The organism is Litchfieldia salsa (assembly GCF_900104555.1).
Classification (GTDB): domain Bacteria; phylum Bacillota; class Bacilli; order Bacillales; family Bacillaceae_L; genus Litchfieldia; species Litchfieldia salsa.
The window spans coordinates 1-19,583 of record NZ_FNJU01000004.1; the positions used below are offsets into that span (position 1 = coordinate 1).

Below are 19,583 nucleotides of genomic sequence, written 5' to 3' on the forward strand. Positions count from 1 at the left end.
GATACCGATGTACCTTTGACTTAAACGTGGGATCTCTAAATTAGTGGAACCCTACCGTTACTTTGAGGACATTGGGTTTTTTTATAATTAAAATTGATGTAAAATTATGATGTGCAGTGACCTTTATAGTGATTCCGACTTACTGGAATGGGGCTATAATTAGACCTCTAATATTGATGTGAGGCACTCCACTTACAAATAACCTATGGCACTGCACTATAAATTAATTACCTAAATCCAATCCTGTATTTTTTACAGGATTTTTTGTTTTTTTAGGAGGATTTTAAGGCTTTATGTCGTATTTTTTATTTTGTTTAAAGGACTATATTGGAGAAAATCAAAAACAATATCATATAAGCAGTTGAAACTCTACCGTTGGTTGGAGCTAGGAAACTAGACTCTTGTGTTAAATATGAGATTTAATATCTGGCGATATAATCCTGACATACTACGCTGGGCACAAAGCTCTAACAGAAAGTTGGATAGTCAGATATGTCATACTGCGACTTGGAGGAGAAATGATGAACACTACCATTACTCCATTTAGTTATGGAAATGACACGCATAAAAGCCATCAAGGGCAGCGTAAGTTTTATCAATTTTATGTTGGTATTGATATTGGGGCAAGCTTTCACGTTGCGTCCTGTATTCCATTTGATGCATTCTTAGACCCTAAAGGTATTGCTTGGAAAAGGACGAAGACAATGAAATTTAACTCCGATAGTGTTGGAATCGCTGAGTTTTTAAACGCCTTAGGAAAGATTGAAAAACAATTCTCTCTTACCCAAAAAGACTTTTTAATTCTTTTGGAACCAACAGGCGGACACTATTCTTACCTAGTACAGCAAGTGTTATTAAATGAAGGTTATGAACTATTTCAAGTTGAAAATAGAGCCGTTGGTGAGTTCCGTAAAAATAACTTAGGAATCTCTGAAAAAACTGATTCAATGGATGCCAAAGTAATGGCTTACATGGGGTGGCATAAGCAATTACATCCACATATGCAAGGTGTAACGCTTATTAGACCTCAATCAGTCCTTCAATCCTTGTTTCGAACAGTAATGAGGGACAGATGGTATATAAACGTCCAACTAACTCGACGAAAGAACCAAGTTCAACAGCTTTTAAAAGTAACTCATCCTGATTTAAATAAAGCTTTTAAGAGCCTATCTAGCACGTCAGTTTTGAAGTTAGTCTTAGAGTTCCCTACGGGACTTCATATGAAGGAAGCCACAGCAGAAGAAATATATAATTTTTTATTGAAAGCTGGTGCAAAAAGTGTGGCTAAACGAGCAGCTAACATATTAGCTGAAGTGATGCCTAACACTATTGCAGTTCCAGCTGAACATCTTGTAGAAAGACAAAAATGGGTTATAGAAGAAGCCCTACGTCTCGAAGAAAGCATCAAGCTAATTGACAAAGAGATTCATAAACTTTTATGGGGCGACCCTGACAAAGGTTTAGATTCTCACCCATATACAGAAATCTTAATGTCCCTTCCTTTTGTGAGCGAAAACATCGCCTGTACACTGATTGGGGTCATAGGTGATATTGAAAGATTTAATACATATAAAGAGTTCAAGAAATATCTAGGTGTATCTTCGGAAAACAAGCAGTCTGGAACATCGGTAACTGGCACTAGACAGACATATAGCGGAGTTAGAGATGCCAGGAGAGTCCTTTATCAAATCGCTTTAATTATTTTAGCAAATGGACAAAAGCATCCTACCGTCTTCAAAGCATACTATGACCGTAAGGTAACTGAAGGAATGAACAAGAAAAAGGCAATTGGGCATTTATGCGGTAAAATAGCATCACTTATTTACACAGTCCTAAAAAACAAAGTGAAATATGATCCAATCACTCACGCTAAAGCTTGTGGCGTAGAGTTTAACAATCTTTATATTAAAAATAACAAGGAAAAAACTAAGCTAACAAATTGAAAAATAGAGTTAAAAACACAAAACCCTAAGTGCTTTAAAAGAGCAAAAATCACCTATTATTAATTAAATTTTAGGTGATTTTTCATCTTTAAAAATACTTTCTTATTTGTTAAAGCACTACACTACGTTTAAGTGAAATATGTCACATAATCAGAAATAACCTACGCTTAATTAAAAAGATTTATAATAAAGAACAGTAGAATGTAGTTCACCATTTGCCGATTTAGCATAATAAGGAATTTTACCAGCCTGAATATAACCAATTGAAGAATAAAGATGATTAGAAGGGTCACCTTCTCTTGTATCGAGAACTAATAATGACCTGCCCTCCTTCTTGGCTCGTTCTTCAGCTTTGTTCATAAGTGAACGACCAATACCATTACGTCGATAATTAGGATGTGTCATTAGCTTTGCAATTTCAGCTCTATGACCACCATTCTGCTTAGTACATAGCTGTAATTGTACGCTCCCAACTATCTGATTGTTTATTTTAGCAACATATAAAAGCACTTCTGGATTTAAGACATTCAACCAATATTTATTAGCATCCGACAATTGCAGTGGTGGTAAAAAACCAATCGATGCGTCATCTTCTACTACCTGTATCAGAAGTTCTGATAGTTCATCAACGTGTTTATCAATAATTTTCACTTGTTCAATCTGCACATTATTAACCAAAAAAATCACCTCAATATAATATATTATCTTCTTAATTTATATAGAAACTATGTATTCGATTAGTGAACTAATGCGACAAATTACCTAACAATACCTGTTCTTACTAAACAATCCTGCTCCTATACTTCAATAAGAACACCCATTAATCCTGCTTCGTTCAGTAGCTGTTCTTCTTTCATATACGCCCCCTGTAGCTTAATTAGATTAGTTCTGATATAAACATAGGTGTTGTACCATCTTCTGTTTTAAAACCCAATTTCCCATAAAATTCAACTACATTGGGATAAGCAATTATTACTTTTGTTTTGGTAACCTTTATATCTATCAAGCATCTTATCCATCATTTCTTTGCCTATACCTTTTCCTTGATAACTTGGATTTACCAGCATGTAATGGAAATATGCTGTTAATACACCATCTGACAATGCGTTAATCAATCCAATAAGTTTATCATCATCCCATGCAGTAATAACTGAGTGAGAACCTTTTATAGCTTTTACCAATTCATTTGGTAGCTTTCCCGATTCCCACTCTACCGAGAGAAACAAATCGCCAAGACCTTCTTTTGTAATATTTTCTATACCTTCCTTGTAGTAAATACCCATTTTAAGAATCTTCTTTCATTTTTGATCAATTATATCCTGTATAAATATAGTTATTAAACATTACTGCCCTTTAGTACAATAGTAGCTGTTCAAGATAAGCACCCATTAGCTTAATAAAGCGTTTAATACTCTTAGTTTTAAGTAGTTATACTGTTCTTGATTGGTATCGGAAAATGCTTCTTCTCTATTTGAAAGGAAATCCTCATATGTGATGTCCACCTTAAATTGAGAAGCCGTTAGATCGTATCGTTTATTATTAATAAAATTATAGAAGTGCCATCCATCAAGAAGTTTGGTTTTCCTTATTTCCCCGCATAATATATCATTTACTACTAATGCAGTTACACCACATTGTCCTTTGGCGGGGTTTTCCTTGCTCCATTTTGAGCTCGAGTCTAAAGACCAAGATTTTAACAAAGCCTTCTTTCACAACATTATTGCGACCTTCTTTGGCTAATAAAGATGCACGATCAATCGCTTGTAAAAACAGTTTCGTTGAGACAATTACTTCTGTTTTGCTTTCGTTAGGTATTAAACGTTCTCCAAGGTTGCTTGTATGTGGCGTGTATAAAAACAAAAGTTGAAAATTTAATTGGTTCTAAACTGACATCTGATAAGTACTCGTAACTGAAGCTTGGCGAGCCTATAAAACCTATGAAAAAGAAAAAGGAATAGAGCATTACAGAATCAAATCAAACGATGGAAAGTACATAATAAAAGGCTTATATCACATACAAAATGTGAATGGACTACATTCTCGAATGAAACAATGGATAAATCGTTTTAAAGGTGTAGCTACAAAATATCTCGACAACTACCTTGCTTGGTTCTTATTTGTGGATAGTCGTAGCAATGAAAGCACTAAACACAATATTAAAGAGTTCTTACTATCATCATTTGTTTTCGAAATGACTGACACTTATGATAGTTTGCGATTGTCGAAATCAAGGTATTATAAATAAGGGGTGATTTGATTGATATTTGAATATGAATCAGGTAATGGAACAAGAAAAATTGAAAGTTCAACATTAAAAACTATATTTCAGCATTTAAACGAAATAAATCCACGTCTTAAATCCTATTTCATATTAACCAAAGAAAATGGTGACTATTTGCAATGTGCAGGGTCTAAATTAAGGCTAACCATAGAATATAAACAATCGGAAACTCACTCTGTATTAGGAATAGAAAAAGAAAACAAAGAGCCTATTTCGATTAACTACAGTGGAGGAGCAATATCGTTAAAAAGAAATGAAATATTAAGTATTTCGGATGCATTAAAGACGTTTGAGACATTTTTTAATACTGGTAATGTTCCTAATGAGTACATACTCCGTAAAGTTGACGAGCATTAAGTATCTTATTGAACTTACTGGTGCAAAAGTAGAACGAGGAAACCCAACAAAAATTGGATTTCCTTTTAATTTTATTATTTTCAACATTAAAATTTAACAGAGCCTAAAATTAAAGAATCTAAAATCCCAACGTTCATCTTTAGTCGAATAGTTTATAGAGCTATTGTTGATTCCTCACTGGTTCTAATTTCATCATAGCTCCAAAGTATTGTGAAGCGGTAGTGAAAGAAATAAATGCACAAAGTTCACTAATTTCTTCCTCAGTCATGTATTCCCTCAAAATTTTAAAAGATGAATCTGATATTTCACCTTTTTGTTTTAGAAACACCTCAGTAAACGCAACGGCAATAGAAATTTTTTCGTCAAATTTATTAAATTGAGGTTTACCTTTGGCTTTACAATATTCACAACCATTCTTTTGAGCTAACGTTCTCCTAACTTGCTCTTTCAATTCAGCAGAGAGTAAGCCTTCTTTTTCTAATACATTTCCCAAATAGCACCACCCTTGCATTACTTCTAAGTTGTGTCCTAAAAGTCGTTGAAAGGATGTATCTCCAAAATTTGATTCCTTAATTCTTGCCATTTGAAATCCCCCTTTGTATATTTAATTATAGAAAATAAAATACATAAATCACATTAAATGATTAACAAATAATTCACTTAAACATTAAATAAACAACAAATAAAAGGGAGAAAGCATTAAAAATGAAAATCGATGATATTGATAGAATGATATTAGATGAATTGCGTAATAATAGTCGCCTATCTATGAGTGAGATTGGAAGGAGGGTAAATTTATCTTCTCCTTCTGTAACAGAACGTGTTAGGCAAATGGAGTCATACGGTATTATCAAGAAATACACATTGGAAATTGATTACGACAAATTAGGTCTGCCTATTCAATGTTTAATAGAGGCTACCGTTAAAAATGGTGATTACAAAACTTTTAAAAATTTTATTCAAATGCTCCCAAACGTACAGTTTTGTTATCGCATAGCAGGTAATGCGTGTTATATGCTTAAAATGCACTTTGATACCTTTTCAAAAGCGGAGCAATTCATAGAAGAGGTAAACCCCTACGCACAAACAGTCACCTATTTTATTTTCTCACAAGTTTCAACAGAGCCACAAATAAAAGGAACGATCTCCTTTTGAAGATTCAAGGAGATTGTTCCACTAAGCTGACTCTTTCGTAATAGAAGCTGTTGTGCAAAAGGCCCCATTAGTTTAACAAAGAACCTCTAATAAATAATAAAATAGTCATTAAAAATTTCACCATCTAAGTTAAAAAGAACTTTGTATTCACCAACTTTTTCATCTTTATAAACAATTGGAAGATGTGACACGACGTAATCAAAACCGTAGGAGTGATAAGAATTTTTGTTCCAATCGTCTATAAAAAGTGCAAGTGTATCCATATTTATTCTTAATTGATTTTTGGCAAAATCATTACCAAAAACCTCAATGAACTCTCTCTCTCTTGTTCATTTTTGTAGGAATGAAAATTGTCCCAAAAACCCTCTATGGTTTTACTCTCAATTGAACGTTCTTCCGCCCATTTTCTTAATTCATTTGTATTCATTTTTTCCCCTCTTTAAGAAATGCACCCATTAGTTGAGTAAGAATTGTTATTCGTTAGTTACTTCAAAGTTTAGAGGTTCGCCCTGTTGCGGTTGTATTCCATCATTCCAAGTTTCTAAAGGTATAGAAACAATAGAATTATCTATCCTTGGTGCACTTAACTTTCTTCTTCTAGAGAGATCGAACATCCCCCAACCTTCACCATCCACAATTAATATTGCTTTTAGTGAATCCTCTGACCATATAATATGTACTTTCTCACATTCAAAAATGGATGGAGATATTTGATTGTATATCCAAAGTGCATCTGCTATACCCTGCATTTCACCAGCTGTATCCATTGGGCAAAAGTATAAATAACCTGTTTCACCATCATCCTCAAAAACGCATAGCCATTTTCCGTCAGGTGACAGTGAATCTACTACAAAACTTTCCTCTTGATGACTCATTTTTTTCCTCCGTTACAAAAATTTTGTTTACAATCCTTGTTAAACTAAACTTCTCATTAGTTGCATAGTCATTGCAGTTCTATTTTAACTTTAAGCTCTCCTAATTCTTCAATTATTTTCTTCGCTTTCCCGTAGGGCACTTCTTCTGTAAGAACAAATGGTAGGTTTTTTGCCCCTTTTACTAATTCAGATGTAGCTATATCAAGTGCCAGGATGCTTTTAATTTTTATTAAATCTTTTAAAGCTCCATCTTGTGTATCCACTACAACGAGTTTAGCATTCTTTAACCAATTTACTTCTGGTTTTTCATAATGTACTATTGTTAAACCATTTTTAACCCATTGAATTAAGTCAGTCGAAATTAATAATGCATTTTCTGGAGTCATGTCTCCTGAATCAGCTATCAATACCTCTTTGTTTTTTAAATCTTTACGCATTAGAATAACCCTTCCACCACTATCATCACCGATAGAGATAAAACCAGGTGCATAAACTTCTGTCTCCCATGTTTCATTACGTTCAATGAGATCTTGTGTCCCATATAAAATAATTCCTTCTTTTGTCGACACACCATTAGTTTTTAGCAATAGTTCTTTATAGGAAGTTGGAAGTTTTGTATTCATCTTCAATTTCACTTTTTCTAGTTCCATAACATTAGCTGGGGGATTTAGAATCAACCCTCTTATACTATTTAAATCCATAATTAAAATCCTCCAACCCTTATCATAAAAATTAGCTTATTTCACTAATCTTCCTCTTTAGCACAAGAAGCGACTGATCTCATTCAGCACTCGCCCACCGTTAGTGAAAGAACTTCTCTATTATTCGTTTTCTAACCAAGTCTCCCAAAAATCCATTTCAATATTTTTATTAGTCTCTGATATAATTTTTAAAATTCGTTCCTGTTCATCAGTTGGTATTGGATTTTTTTCTAATGCAACAGGGTTTTCACGACCAACAGAAAGTTCTTTTATATAACACAACGCTGAAATAAAACTATTTAGCGATACAGCGATTTCATCAGGTTCCCAATCATCTTCACCGTGCATGGCTGTATAAACAGGAAATTGGTCATCGTCAGCATCAATAAAAATGGGGTCTCCTGTTTCATCTTCATTACCAATTACCAGCCATGAGGGATACCAATCTCCATCACCAGTGCCAGTCAGAGACTGCCCGTTTATATCAATGCTATATCCAATTTGTGCTTCTTTTAGTTCATCAGCTGTAAATATGGTTACTAATCTGTAACCAATAGAAACTTCGTTAAATGGAAATGAGTTCACCACATCTAATAGGTCACTTCTCATAAGAAAACCCCTTTTATAAATAACTTATACTTCCTTACTATTTTGCTAATGTAATAAGTTCTCCTTTTTCTTTAAGTAACCTGCTAGATACATCTACAGGAAAAGGCGAATACCCTTTTTACGCATTCGCCCCCGTTACCATAATAGTTAAATCCATTTATCTAATGTCCATCCCTCTTCTAATCTCTCTATAAGTAAAGTGTCATTCCAAGTACCCATAGGGGACAATTTCAGTTGCTCATCTGTTAATTTTTTTACACTTTCTATCTGATAAGTTTCATAATCAACAATATGCCAGGAAATAAATTCGCTCCTGACTATATGTTTATCCCTAAATTTAGTAGGTAAGACTAATCCATTTGGAATTTGGAAGTTCCCTACCTTACAAACTATCTTTCTCCTTAAAGCTGCACCCACAGGAAAATGAATAAAAAAAAGTTCTTTTTGTTCCACTAATTCATTTATCTTATCCGTATTGTTGTCTTTATGGAGATTAGGCAAAATTCTTATTAGAGAACCCATTGAATCATGTTTAAGAACATATTGAAAAAAAGCTAATCCTTTTGAAGTTTCAATCTGAAAAACATCGCCAATTTTTATTCGCATATAACTCATCCTTATTATTTTGGTTCCTTATAACTTTTGCCAAACTGCTTACTCAATGATTCTGCTTCTGCTTCTTTAACACAATAGGATATACCGGAACGACAACCGCTGTTCCACTCTAGCATCCGCTAGTTGAAGAAGGTAGTATCTTCTTCTCTCATTAGTTCATCCCAAATATCCTTTGCCACATTAATACAGTTTTCAAGGTCATGTTCTTCTCCAAATGCTTGATCAAATACTTCTTTAATCGTATGAGCTAAATTCATCTGGTTTTGTATTAGTGGCAAAGCATTAACGATACGTTGAGTTTCTATATCATATTCATCTAATGGAGCACCGCCAGATAACAATCCCCAAGAATCCCATTTGTTAATGTGTTTTGCAACAATATCAAATGCAATGTTCTTTTTCAAATAATCACCTTTTATAATATGACTTGTTCAATATCTTCTTAAACTATTCTGACCTTTACTTCAACAAAGAAGGGTACTAATCGTTCTTTGATCAATACCCTTCTTGTTCCACATTCGCACCCGTTAATACAATAAGGATTCTACACGCTAAATCCCTTTTTCTCAAAAGCAATATATGCTCTTATTCTGACATATTCCTTTTCATCACATAGAAACTTCTTAAGAATATATTTAATCTCTTGCTCATTTTCATTTATTTCTCCAAGCCCATAAGCTATTTGCCACCTTGCATCATGATCTGAAAAAGAGACTGCATATTTAGAAATAGACAATAGCTGGTTTGGATATTGAATCAATGTATCAATAATAATTTCACATTCATTGTCTCTAGCTAATATATAAAGAAATTCATTTAGGAGTTCAGAATTCCATGTTTCAATAGGGATAGCCTCAAGTAGCTTATTAACATAATGATATATTCTGTCCCAATAGAGATATTCAGTTTCCCATTCACCGAAGGATTGAATAGCGGTTTTAGCCCAATTTTTAAATCCCTCAATCTCTAGTAACAATTCACGCATGATAAATCTTCACCCCATTTAATTAGGACTTAATGGCAGCATTATAAGTAAAGCTCCTGTTGAATAAAGTAAATTTATTTTTTAATCCTAAGAAACCTTTTCAATTCTTGATATGGAGTAGAATATGAATCTTCATATTTTTGTATATGTTCTCTTAAAGCAGACCAATTCTTATCAAGTGTTGGATGTATTTCAGTGGTTTCCGCAATTCTATATAAGTCGATTAAAAAATAAAGTGTCTCCCAAATTAAATAATCCTCATATAAATTTAAAAGTATATATATAACTTCTGGAATATAGTTAAAAGCACTCTCAGAGGACATATCCTTTGAAATTGATTCAAATGCATTACTAAAATACCATTCGTCTGCATCAAGTTTTTCTTGCCAATTATCATATATTTCAATTAGTTTCTTGTCCGTTATAATCACACCCTTTTATTGCACTTTTGCTCCCGTTAACGCAATAAGAAAGTTATTCATAAAACTTCCCTGCCATTAAAATTTTAGCAATGGTAGTCCAGTTTGGATTACGTGGTAAAGAATTTGTATCCTCTACCCAACCTTTAATTGCTTCCAAGTAATCTTCAAGGGTTAGATTTTCCCACTCGGTTGGATTAGTCAACAAATCATTCTTTAAATTATCAATAGAGGAAATCAGTTCTTCTTTACTTTTAATACTTTCAATCTCCATATAATATTACTAACCACCTTTCTCTATTGAAGAAAAGCCACCACTTATTGAACTTTTTATATTGCTGGTTCAGTGTTCATCACCAACACTGATGGTGGATTAAGTTCTTCATCCACTTTGATAATATTCACCGTAGGATTATTATTTTTTATGAATGAAAATGAATAATGACCTAATCCATTTTCTAATCGTTTAACGGCAAAGAGTAACTCATACATTCCCTCTTCTATATCAATAGCTTTTGTTTCAATGATAGAGCCAACTTCAATTCCTTTCTTACTTATAAAAAAAGGTACAGCTATTGCCCTAATAACATCGGTACCCACTTCTTTTTTATCAGTAACTCTAACGGAAATTTTGCATTCTTCATCATTAGAAAGAGTTCCAAAAGATACAGGACCTTCTCTCCATGCAAAACCTTGGTTAACATGAGTGTCATTCCAGTCATTAAAGGGGTTTTCTAAACCATACTGAAATACAGCTAATTGGGAATAGAAAATATCACTTTTAAAGGTTATCCCACTCATAGACCTCATCCTTTTATTAAATAATAAAACCATTATACCGTAACTAAAAGAACAACTCTTCTTTCACTAAACTGCTTCTTTACTTCAACAACAACAGGCACTAATCCTGCTTGAATCAGTGCCTGTGTTTATTCAATATTCGCACCCTTTAGTTTAAGAAGAACATGATTGTATGATTAGAGCTTTTTTAGTTATATTATTATAATCCATCCCTGTAAGTGCCCATATTCCCTTCCTAGTTCGAAAATAGAGGGTTTTACTGTTATTAAATATAACTAGAATGCAAGAATATCCATTCAATGTAACTCTTTCAATACTTGCATCTCCTTCAGTAGCAACTATATGAGCTATTACTGGGACGTGAGGAATTAAGAGCCATCCTAAATCAAAAGAACCAGCACTATCTTCTATCCATTTCCATCCGTAGGGGTTTTCAAAAATTACACGATTATCTTCTGTCTTTCCGCATCGAGTTCCAGTTAGAGAAGGGCTATGTGCGGGGGGTCTTTCTAACTTTATAATGTTAACTTTTAAATTTTCATTTTCTAATGTATCAATGAAATCATATTTCATAAACCCACGAAGCTTATCAAAAGAATATAGTTCAAAAAAAGATGGCACATCCCATTTTTCTCTTTCCTCATCAGTAGTATTTGGGTCTAACTCTGGGATTCTATAAACACCACCAAAAGGGATTACTTGATTACCGTATTTAAGAGGTTTTCCCTGCCGTAATAACCATCTATCCAGTGCAACAGCCGCTAACCATTTAGGTTGAAACCCCAATTCAACAGCCTTTAAGCTTAATTGATATGAATGCCACCAATCTTCTAAAGCTTCCCCATGTTGAAATATTATAGCTGCATGGATAAAATCTATTGCAACAGTGGCACCTCCAGTATCTATAATTGTTTTAACTCTATTTCGTCTATCTCTATCTCGTTTTTTTCTGTCATGTGGCATTTTCCGAAGGTCATGCTGATCTTCTTCAAATAATTGTTTTAGTTCATCATTCAAAATATATCCTCCCATAATTCTTTTTCTATCTTTCCTCCATTTATTTGCATTTCTTCAATAAACCTGATCCGTAAGCGCAACAAGACAAGCGATACCCTCTTAAAGTATCGCTACCCGTTAGCCATCCATGAAGCAAATACTTCACCACAGAAAATGAAAGATTATTTCGTTCTTTCATGGTAGTTTAAGTTTAAAATCTCACAAACTTTAAATTTTCATTCCGCATCTACTATGAACTAATTTATTCAAAATACCATTTTAATGCGTTCGTATATAGAATTTTTTCGATAGCCTGTTCGTCAAATAATTGTTGAATTAATTCAATATCTCCATATTCAAATGGTCTTTTTGCTCTTGTTGATGGCAAATCCGTACCAAACATAAGCGAATCAGGATTTGTTTCATATATAGATTTTAGAGCATTTACAACATTTAGTTCCACACGCCCAAAACCTGTTGCTTTTACGTGTATTCCTTTATCAACTAATTTTAACAGATGCGTTAAACCTTCTTCAGATAAGCCTAAATGGTCAATTGAAATAGCAGGTAATTTTTCAATTGTGGATGCAGTTTCAGGTAACTCTTTTGAATCAATATAAAGTTCACTATGCCAGCCAACCAAATCATAAACTCTTCTTGCAAAGTAATCGAGCATTGATAAATCTTCTGAACCACCTCTTTTGATATTAAAGCGTAATGCCCTTACCCCATTGTTGTGTAAGTTCACGATTTCATCATCTGTCACAGTAAACGGCAATTGCGTAACACCACAAAATGATGGACCCAATTCTTTAAGTGCTTTCAATAAGTATTCTTGGTCAAATCCTTGGAAAGACCCAGATACAATCGCTCCACCTAATACATTCAAATCAGCAGTTTCATTTTGATAATCTTTTACAATATAACTCGGTGGTGTATATCCTTGGTTTTCGACAATCGGGAAATCAAAATCAATAATATGAAAATGCGCATCAAAAATTCTCATTTCACATCCCCCTTTCTGTTCTTAAACATACCAAAGATGCGTCATAAAGAAATAATAGCTTATCAATAAGTGAACATAAGCTTTGCTTATTGCTTAAAACTGATCCGTTAGTACAAGCTTCAACAAAAATAAGCGAGAATCCTTCTTAGATCATCGCCTCCGTTAGCCCTCCATGAATCAGAACTTCACCACAGAAAATGAAAGATATTTGCGTTCTTTCATGGTAGCTTAACAATTTTCTTTCATAAACATGAAAATAGTAGTTATAAGGGTTTTTTTCATCCTTAATACCTTTTTCGACGGACACTTGGTCCCATTCATTGAAATTCACTTCTGGAAAAAACGTATCTCCTTCGAATTCATGATGAATTTTTGTAATATACATCTTTTCGACGTAAGGTAAGAACATTTTATAAATTTGTTCTCCCCCGAAAATAAAAATCTCTTTTTCATTATTACAAATCTTAAATACATCTTCGACTGAATGGACAATTTCACAACCCTCAAAGTTATAATTCTTATCTCTCGTTAAAACAATATTCCTTCTGTGAGGTAAAGCCCTTCCTATTGACTCAAGGTTTTTTCTACCCAATATGATGGGTTGTCCAATTGTGGTATTTTTAACAAACTCCCAATCCTTTGGAATTCTCCATGGAATGTCATTCTCTTTACCAATAACTCTATTCTTGTCCATCGCAACAATTAAAGAAACTTTCATATATAACACAGCCTTTTTTTAACTATTTTACCATGTAATTTCTTAGTTTCTATTGAAATCCGTTGTTCCAGTATCCTGAACCGTTAGTGAAAAAGCGACTGATCCTCTTGAACAATCGCACCCGTTAGTTCAAGATATAGCCATCATTTTATTAATATTTTACAAAAATGAGGGGACAATACTCTTGATTACATAGTGGGAGGGTATACATGGAGACTGAACATAACATTCGACTTACTTCATCCGAATTGGCTTCACTCTGGGCAGGATATATGAACAACAGTATGTCTTATTGCGTGCTAAAGTATTTTAAAGAAAAAACACAAGATACAGAAATTAAGCCGATATTAGAATTTGCCATTGAAATTACTGAAATTATGATAAAAGACATTAAAGTTATATATGAAAAAGAAAACCATGCAATCCCTGTTGGTTTTAGCGAAAAAGAGGATTTAAACCTAAATGCCCCTGCACTATACTCAGATACGTTCCATTTAAACTTTGTTCATAATATGGCAAGGCATGGGATGACTTCGTATGGTGCTTCTTTTTCTGGTTGTGCACGAAATGATGTGTTGGAACTTTTTTCGAAAGCAATTGACCTTACAAGACAACTATATAATAAATCGTTAAATGTCTTATTAGAAAAAGGTTTATATTCAAGATCAGCTTCTATTCCGATTCCAGATAAAGTTGAATTCATTGAAAAACAAGGTTATTTGACAGGTTGGTTTGGGGAAAGACGCCCGATGAATGCTCTTGAAATTATGCACCTTTACAATAATATGCAACGTAATGCAATTGGTAAAGCATTATTATTAGGGTTTGGGCAAACGGCTGGATTACAAGAAGTGAGGAATTATATGGTGAGAGGGGCTAATATTGCCAGTAAAGTAGTGGAATTTATGGCTCAAATATTAAATCAAGAGAACCTTTCACAAACGTCCACTCTGGACTCAGACGTATTAAAATCAACAACACCACCTTTTTCCGATAAGCTAATGATGTTTCAAGTAACCATGTTATCAGGAATGTCTCTTGGATATTATGGTGTAGCTTTAGGAACGGTCTCAAGGCGTGATTTAGGTGCAAAATTCATGCGTATCACATTGGAAGCTGTTCAATATGCAGAGGATGGAGCGAATATCCTAATTGAACACGGTTGGATGGAAAAATCACCATCATCTATTGACAATATTGAAATAGCAAAATTAAATAGGAAACAGTGATATATGAGTGAATAAGAATCCGATTGAAAAGTTGTTATGGTCTATTGCTTTACCTGGGTTTGGGCAGTTTTTAAATAGAAAATATTTTAAAGGGACTGTTTTATTAATTTTAGAATTCTTAGTTAATGTACAAGCCAACTTTAACCAAGTCATTATCTATAGTTTCCATGGTGAGATTCAAAAAGCGATAGAACAAACAAATTATAATTGGCTAATGTTTTATCCTTGTCTGTATTTTTTTGCAATGTGGGATGCGTATAAAGACGCTGGCGGAGGTAAAAAACCTAATTCATTTTATCCTTTTGCTTTTGCTGCTTTTTCTGTTACTGTTGGTTTGATATATTCCTCAAAAATTAGATTATCTGGTGTATTAATTGGACCTGTGTGGCTTCCAATTATGTTTGTCATTCCTGGAGTAATAATGGGATTAACTATTCAAAAAATAACTAATAGAACTATTAAGCAAACGGCCTTTTAAAAATTCCTTTGAGGTCGTTTTTTTTATTTTCTTATTCCACTAATCTGCACCGTTAGTTCAAAAACTCAGGGCTTTCCAATAACGGGAAAGGTAACTAGAATTGCTTCTAATTCACTTATTAAATTTAATAAATATGATTGGTCTGATTCGAATTCAAATTTTAGAACGGCACCATATCCAGCAGGATAACAGGTTTCCACTGACCATACTATTCCACCTATTTTGGTGACTTCACATTCGATTTCTATATAGCTATCTAAATTATTCAGTTGTGCTTTCCCTTTTAGATCCTTGTTCATTATTCTCAATCCAATTAAAAAGTCTCTTAATTCATCTGTTCTTAGATCAAGATCAAACTTTGCTAGGTATCCAGGAATTTGTATATCTATTTTTGCCTTTACCCAATTACCATCCCAGTAATCAGTGCATTCAGGATGACTTCTATTTAATATATTAATTACTACTCTAGTCTCTTCTCCAATTATATTAAATTCCATCTATATCTCCTCTTTTGCTTCCACTAACTGTTCCGTTAGCGGAACAAGGTTAATACTCAATCACTCATATTTTACATCAATCCATTAGTTCAATAATTCTTTAAAAAGAGCGTCAATCCCTTCTTGTAGTGCACCCCAAATGTTAGACATGGATCTAACATTTGGAGGTGCCTTTTTTATGGCTAAATTTACGGTTGAACAAAAATTAGATGCTGTTAATCGTTACAAAAACGGTGGAGAAAGTCTTAATTCTATTGCTAAATCTATAGGAGTTTCTAATACAGAAACGATTGATTTTTGGGTAAAAAAATATCAAATTCATGGGTTGGAAGCATTTAATAAGAGCTATACAAAGTTTAATTTAGAAGATAAACTAAACATACTCAATTATATGAACGAAAGTGGGTTGTCTACCTTAGAAACTGCAGTGCAGTTAATTTAGCTTCTCCAGGCATGATTCGAAAATGGCGAATTAGTCTAGAAAACTATGAAATAGATGCCCCTATACCAAAGAAAAAGGGGCGGCCAAGGATGAAAAAAGACAATCAAAAACAAACTAATAAACCATCTCCAGTAGAAGGCTCGTTAGAGGTATTACAAGCAGAAAATGAACGTTTACGTATGGAGAATGCCTTTTTAAAAAAGTTGAATGCCTTAGTTCAAAAAAAGGAAGCATTACAACGAAAGACAAAGCGCAAGTAGTCTTTGAACTAAGGAATCAGTATAGTATTCAGGCATTAATAAATCTTGCAGGCATTAAGCGTAGTACCTATTATTATTGGACAAAGAACTTTGATCGACCTGAAAAATACTCTGAGATGAAATCGTTGATTTCTTCTATTTATCATGAACATAAAGGTAGATACGGGTACCGACGTATTACATTAGAGATACGAAACCAAGGCTATCTGATTAACCATAAAACTGTTCAGCGTCTAATGAAGGAGTTAGGTTTAAAATCCTTAGTCCGTATGAAAAAATACCAATCTTATAAAGGAAACGTTGGTAAGATTGCACCAAACATTCTAAAACGTGATTTCACATCTTCAAAGCCAAATGAAAAGTGGGTAACAGACGTGACTGAATTCCACTTATTCGGAGAGAAACTTTATCTTTCTCCTGTGTTAGATTTATATAATGGTGAAATCATCGGCTATAATATTGAAAACCGCCCTACTTATCAACTTGTTTCAAAAATGCTAGATAAAGTAATAACTTCGTTATCCGAAGGAGTAGCTCCCATTCTACATTCGGATCAGGGTTGGCAATACCAAATGAAACAATATGCACATGTTTTAAAACAACACGGTATTACCCAGAGTATGTCTCGAAAAGGGAATTGTTTAGACAACGCCGTGATGGAGAATTTTTTCGGCTTATTAAAATCTGAATTACTTTATTTACAAGAATTTGATAGTATGGAACACTTCAAGCATGAGCTTGAACAGTATATTGAATACTACAATCACAAACGTATAAAAGAAAAACTAAAAGGATTGAGTCCGGTGCAATATCGAGTTCAATCCTCCTCAGCTGCTTAACTTAATACTGTGTCTAACTTTTTGGGGTCACTACATCTTGGATCAACGCCCCTGTCACTTGAATAATAAAATTTATTAAATTACTCTCTTAAATCAATTTCCCATAAATACTCATTTGAAATTTTCTGTGCGATTTTTAATATCTCAGCTTCCACAGCATCATTAGATTTATTTGGAATATCAATCTCTATTAGATTTATTTCTTTAAATTTTTCTGAAGAATTATACGCATAATTACCTTGTGAATTAGCATTTATTCCTCTAATATAGATACTGTATTCACCTATATCCTTAATAAATTCTAATGTTCCTAGTTTTGTACACATTAAGTTAAACTCCAGGAAATTTTCAATAACTTCAGTTTCTATAAATGATTCGAGTTTATCAGAATGAATACTTATGTAATCATACATACTTTTATCCCACCTAATACAATAATACTTAGGTATTCGATAACAAGATTATTTATTCCTTCTCCCACTAACCGTTACTTAAATAAGTAAAGGCGTTATTCCTTTATTGAAGAATTGCCCCCTTTACTTACGTACATTTCTTCACTATCTTTTATATTCATTATTTAATTAATAAAGAAAGCAGGGCGAACACTGAAGCCTTTTATATGTCATTCTCGTTTGGTTTTCTTACAAATTCAACACAATCTTCTTGGCATGCACCAAACCTAATGTAGTTACTTTGTGCTTGCTTTAAGGAAACTTGATTTGCCCCACCTTCATAATCAGGGTCTTCATATTGTACAAAATCATCATGCCAGAAACATATTTTACAGATTTCGTCAGTTCCAGGCGATTCTTCATCTAATGTCTTATACCCACAACAAGGGCAAGTATATTTCATTCAATCACCCCGCGTTTTTTAATGTAATTTTAGCATTACTTCTTGTTCAACTAACTCTTATTTCCATACAAAAGAGGCAATCCCTGCTTGTTGAAGAATTGCCCCTGGTCGTTCAATATCTACCCCAGAATTTTTCGATTTCATCAGATGACTTCCTTGTTTCTTTACCCATATACTTATAAGCAGTAGTAAGGACTTTTTTATCATCACCAATTCTTGCAAGAATCGTGACACTTAATAGTTCAGCAACATATTCATCCCCATTCGTCACCATTGATTCAAAGAAAGCAAATAACCTTTTAAGCTTTTTCGGGTCTTCTTCTTCAAGAGGTGCACGGGGACGGTTCTCGCGCCCCATTTTCTGTACTAGTTTCCCTCATTTATCTAGTTACACTATCAACCGCGTCATCCATAACCCTAGGAAGGTTTTCACAATGAGACACTAGAACCGTCCCTGTTTATCCCTGTTTATCATATGTCCGTTAATAAAAAAGCGACTGCTCGTATTGAACACTCGCACCCGTTTAAGAACAAATTTTTATAAATATAAAACCATATGTTCTTCGTCATAATATGTGTTATTAAACTTTAATGCTCTTTTCTCTTCTCCAAACACCTCAAACCCACAAGAAGCGTACAATTTCTTAGCAGAAACATTAGTTGTTACAACAGTTAGGTAAATTTGTTCAATACTATTTATGTTATTTGCTTGTTCAATTACATGAGAAACAAGAGCTTTCCCTATTCCATAACCACGTTTTTCTGGTTTAATATACATTGCTACTATATTTGCTCTATGACTCAACTTCAATAGTTGTTCCTTTACTAGAGTGACGACACCAACAAGTTGCGAGTCTTCATAGGCACCAAAAGTAATTGCGTTTGATTGTGTATTAAAACTACTTTTGTACTTCTCTACTGACTGATTTCTTTCCTCTTCATAACTTGATGCAAAAGCATACGGACTATCTTTGAGTGCTTCAAGCCTTATAGAAAGATAATCTTCAGCATCAGTTGGATTTAATTGCCTTATTATCATTCTCTCTCCTAGCTATTTGTATTAAAGTTAATTGTACAATAATCTGTTAAGTCTTGTAAGTGTGCACGGGGACGGTTCTCACGCCCCATTTTGTGTACTAGTTTCCCTCATCTATCTAGTTCCACTATCAACCGCATCATTCATAACCCTAGGAAGGTTTTTCCCACTGAGACACTAGAACCGTCCCCGTTTATCCCCATTTATCACTTCGGACTTGGTTCTTGTTGGTTCATCACTCTTGTCTGAATTTGCTCTTACTTCGGACTCGATCCTTCTTGGATTCATTACTATTGTCCCAATTTATACCTACTTCAGTCTCGATTTCTCTTGGTATGATCACTATTGTCTGAAGCCATGCCAACTTCAGACACCACCCCATCTGGTTTCACCTCTCCTGTCTGAAGCCACTCGAAAACCTTGAAAAAGCTCAGCTAAAAGGAATCCTTAACAAAAATAAGAATGATAAAACCATTTTTTGCTTAT

The 19,583-nt window shown here is 33.8% G+C and carries 26 protein-coding genes and 4 pseudogenes; 7 read left to right on the top strand and 23 right to left on the bottom strand.

The window, feature by feature from the left end; translation table 11 throughout:
• The first annotated feature begins 521 nt into the window (after positions 1-521).
• A complete protein-coding gene (locus tag BLQ56_RS09620; RefSeq protein ID WP_090853000.1) occupies positions 522-1,943 on the top strand; it encodes an IS110 family transposase in 1,422 nt (473 codons plus the stop codon).
• 171 nt (positions 1,944-2,114) lie between these two features.
• Here the strand turns inward: BLQ56_RS09620 and BLQ56_RS09625 are convergent, their stop codons facing one another.
• From BLQ56_RS09625 to BLQ56_RS23855, 4 genes and pseudogenes are all read right to left on the bottom strand, one after another.
• On the bottom strand, positions 2,115-2,621 hold the full coding sequence (locus BLQ56_RS09625; RefSeq protein ID WP_090853002.1) for a GNAT family N-acetyltransferase: 507 nt from the start codon (positions 2,619-2,621) through the stop codon (positions 2,115-2,117).
• A gap of 269 nt (positions 2,622-2,890) precedes the next feature.
• Positions 2,891-3,226 carry a GNAT family N-acetyltransferase gene (locus BLQ56_RS09630; RefSeq protein WP_238457232.1) on the bottom strand — a complete coding sequence of 112 codons (336 nt, stop codon included), beginning with the start codon at positions 3,224-3,226 and terminating at the stop codon, positions 2,891-2,893.
• 105 nt (positions 3,227-3,331) lie between these two features.
• Positions 3,332-3,643 (bottom strand): YunG family protein, encoded by a 312-nt coding sequence (locus BLQ56_RS09635; protein ID WP_090853005.1) that lies wholly within the window; start codon positions 3,641-3,643, stop codon positions 3,332-3,334.
• Between the two features lie 7 nt (positions 3,644-3,650).
• Positions 3,651-3,761 (bottom strand): annotated as a pseudogene (locus BLQ56_RS23855) (hypothetical protein); the annotation flags it as partial.
• On the opposite strand from BLQ56_RS23855, the pseudogene BLQ56_RS09645 reads away from it, so the two are divergent.
• Both BLQ56_RS09645 and BLQ56_RS09650 read left to right on the top strand, forming a co-directional pair.
• Positions 3,762-4,188 (top strand): annotated as a pseudogene (locus BLQ56_RS09645) (IS1595 family transposase); the annotation flags it as partial.
• A gap of 12 nt (positions 4,189-4,200) precedes the next feature.
• Entirely contained in the window at positions 4,201-4,581 is a 381-nt protein-coding gene (locus tag BLQ56_RS09650; protein ID WP_090853007.1) for a hypothetical protein, read from the top strand.
• Positions 4,582-4,741: 160 nt separating this feature from the next.
• Here BLQ56_RS09650 and BLQ56_RS09655 read toward each other — a convergent pair whose 3' ends face one another.
• Entirely contained in the window at positions 4,742-5,164 is a 423-nt protein-coding gene (locus BLQ56_RS09655) for a carboxymuconolactone decarboxylase family protein (protein ID WP_090853010.1), read from the bottom strand.
• Between the two features lie 122 nt (positions 5,165-5,286).
• On the opposite strand from BLQ56_RS09655, the gene BLQ56_RS09660 reads away from it, so the two are divergent.
• On the top strand, positions 5,287-5,736 hold the full coding sequence (locus BLQ56_RS09660) for an Lrp/AsnC family transcriptional regulator (RefSeq protein ID WP_090853014.1): 450 nt from the start codon (positions 5,287-5,289) through the stop codon (positions 5,734-5,736).
• 271 nt (positions 5,737-6,007) lie between these two features.
• Here BLQ56_RS09660 and BLQ56_RS23475 read toward each other — a convergent pair whose 3' ends face one another.
• From BLQ56_RS23475 to dfr, 13 genes and pseudogenes are all read right to left on the bottom strand, one after another.
• Positions 6,008-6,163, bottom strand: coding sequence for a hypothetical protein (locus tag BLQ56_RS23475; protein ID WP_175490256.1), 156 nt, complete (start codon positions 6,161-6,163; stop codon positions 6,008-6,010).
• A gap of 46 nt (positions 6,164-6,209) precedes the next feature.
• Entirely contained in the window at positions 6,210-6,611 is a 402-nt protein-coding gene (locus BLQ56_RS09665) for a DUF2251 domain-containing protein (RefSeq protein WP_090853017.1), read from the bottom strand.
• A 68-nt stretch (positions 6,612-6,679) separates the two neighbouring features.
• The gene (locus BLQ56_RS09670) at positions 6,680-7,312 is read right to left on the bottom strand and encodes an SMI1/KNR4 family protein (RefSeq protein ID WP_090853020.1); all 633 of its coding nucleotides are present in this window, start codon (positions 7,310-7,312) and stop codon (positions 6,680-6,682) included.
• Between the two features lie 120 nt (positions 7,313-7,432).
• On the bottom strand, positions 7,433-7,921 hold the full coding sequence (locus BLQ56_RS09675) for a hypothetical protein (RefSeq protein ID WP_090853024.1): 489 nt from the start codon (positions 7,919-7,921) through the stop codon (positions 7,433-7,435).
• A gap of 147 nt (positions 7,922-8,068) precedes the next feature.
• A complete protein-coding gene (locus BLQ56_RS09680; RefSeq protein ID WP_090853027.1) occupies positions 8,069-8,527 on the bottom strand; it encodes a hypothetical protein in 459 nt (152 codons plus the stop codon).
• 128 nt (positions 8,528-8,655) lie between these two features.
• Positions 8,656-8,940, bottom strand: coding sequence for a DUF1871 family protein (locus BLQ56_RS09685; protein WP_175490257.1), 285 nt, complete (start codon positions 8,938-8,940; stop codon positions 8,656-8,658).
• Positions 8,941-9,080: 140 nt separating this feature from the next.
• Positions 9,081-9,521, bottom strand: a complete 441-nt coding sequence (locus tag BLQ56_RS09690) for a hypothetical protein (protein WP_090853032.1) — start codon at positions 9,519-9,521, stop codon at positions 9,081-9,083.
• A 74-nt stretch (positions 9,522-9,595) separates the two neighbouring features.
• On the bottom strand, positions 9,596-9,952 hold the full coding sequence (locus tag BLQ56_RS09695; RefSeq protein WP_090853035.1) for an ABC transporter: 357 nt from the start codon (positions 9,950-9,952) through the stop codon (positions 9,596-9,598).
• A gap of 43 nt (positions 9,953-9,995) precedes the next feature.
• Complete coding sequence (locus BLQ56_RS09700; RefSeq protein WP_090853039.1) at positions 9,996-10,214, bottom strand: DUF7660 family protein; 219 nt, start codon at positions 10,212-10,214, stop codon at positions 9,996-9,998.
• 56 nt (positions 10,215-10,270) lie between these two features.
• On the bottom strand, positions 10,271-10,741 hold the full coding sequence (gene comJ, locus BLQ56_RS09705) for a competence protein ComJ (RefSeq protein WP_175490258.1): 471 nt from the start codon (positions 10,739-10,741) through the stop codon (positions 10,271-10,273).
• Positions 10,742-10,894: 153 nt separating this feature from the next.
• The gene (locus BLQ56_RS09710; RefSeq protein WP_090853048.1) at positions 10,895-11,758 is read right to left on the bottom strand and encodes a hypothetical protein; all 864 of its coding nucleotides are present in this window, start codon (positions 11,756-11,758) and stop codon (positions 10,895-10,897) included.
• Positions 11,759-11,999: 241 nt separating this feature from the next.
• A complete protein-coding gene (locus tag BLQ56_RS09715; RefSeq protein ID WP_090853051.1) occupies positions 12,000-12,743 on the bottom strand; it encodes an amidohydrolase family protein in 744 nt (247 codons plus the stop codon).
• Between the two features lie 229 nt (positions 12,744-12,972).
• A pseudogene (gene dfr / locus BLQ56_RS09720) lies at positions 12,973-13,461 on the bottom strand (DfrD/DfrG/DfrK family trimethoprim-resistant dihydrofolate reductase); the annotation flags it as partial.
• Between the two features lie 209 nt (positions 13,462-13,670).
• Between dfr and BLQ56_RS09725 the strand changes: the two are divergent.
• Both BLQ56_RS09725 and BLQ56_RS09730 read left to right on the top strand, forming a co-directional pair.
• Entirely contained in the window at positions 13,671-14,690 is a 1,020-nt protein-coding gene (locus BLQ56_RS09725; protein WP_090853057.1) for a DUF3231 family protein, read from the top strand.
• Between the two features lie 7 nt (positions 14,691-14,697).
• On the top strand, positions 14,698-15,168 hold the full coding sequence (locus BLQ56_RS09730) for a hypothetical protein (RefSeq protein WP_090853060.1): 471 nt from the start codon (positions 14,698-14,700) through the stop codon (positions 15,166-15,168).
• 65 nt (positions 15,169-15,233) lie between these two features.
• On the opposite strand, the gene BLQ56_RS09735 is transcribed toward BLQ56_RS09730, so the two are convergent.
• On the bottom strand, positions 15,234-15,665 hold the full coding sequence (locus tag BLQ56_RS09735) for a WapI family immunity protein (protein WP_090853064.1): 432 nt from the start codon (positions 15,663-15,665) through the stop codon (positions 15,234-15,236).
• 178 nt (positions 15,666-15,843) lie between these two features.
• Between BLQ56_RS09735 and BLQ56_RS09740 the strand changes: the two are divergent.
• A pseudogene (locus BLQ56_RS09740) lies at positions 15,844-17,206 on the top strand (IS3 family transposase).
• 80 nt (positions 17,207-17,286) lie between these two features.
• Here the strand turns inward: BLQ56_RS09740 and BLQ56_RS09745 are convergent.
• From BLQ56_RS09745 to BLQ56_RS09760, 4 genes are all read right to left on the bottom strand, one after another.
• Positions 17,287-17,619, bottom strand: a complete 333-nt coding sequence (locus BLQ56_RS09745) for a hypothetical protein (RefSeq protein WP_090853067.1) — start codon at positions 17,617-17,619, stop codon at positions 17,287-17,289.
• Positions 17,620-17,821: 202 nt separating this feature from the next.
• The gene (locus tag BLQ56_RS09750; RefSeq protein ID WP_090853070.1) at positions 17,822-18,061 is read right to left on the bottom strand and encodes a CPCC family cysteine-rich protein; all 240 of its coding nucleotides are present in this window, start codon (positions 18,059-18,061) and stop codon (positions 17,822-17,824) included.
• Positions 18,062-18,173: 112 nt separating this feature from the next.
• The gene (locus tag BLQ56_RS09755) at positions 18,174-18,419 is read right to left on the bottom strand and encodes a DUF7674 family protein (RefSeq protein WP_090853073.1); all 246 of its coding nucleotides are present in this window, start codon (positions 18,417-18,419) and stop codon (positions 18,174-18,176) included.
• A 180-nt stretch (positions 18,420-18,599) separates the two neighbouring features.
• The gene (locus BLQ56_RS09760; protein WP_090853076.1) at positions 18,600-19,100 is read right to left on the bottom strand and encodes a GNAT family N-acetyltransferase; all 501 of its coding nucleotides are present in this window, start codon (positions 19,098-19,100) and stop codon (positions 18,600-18,602) included.
• Positions 19,101-19,583: the final 483 nt, after the last annotated feature.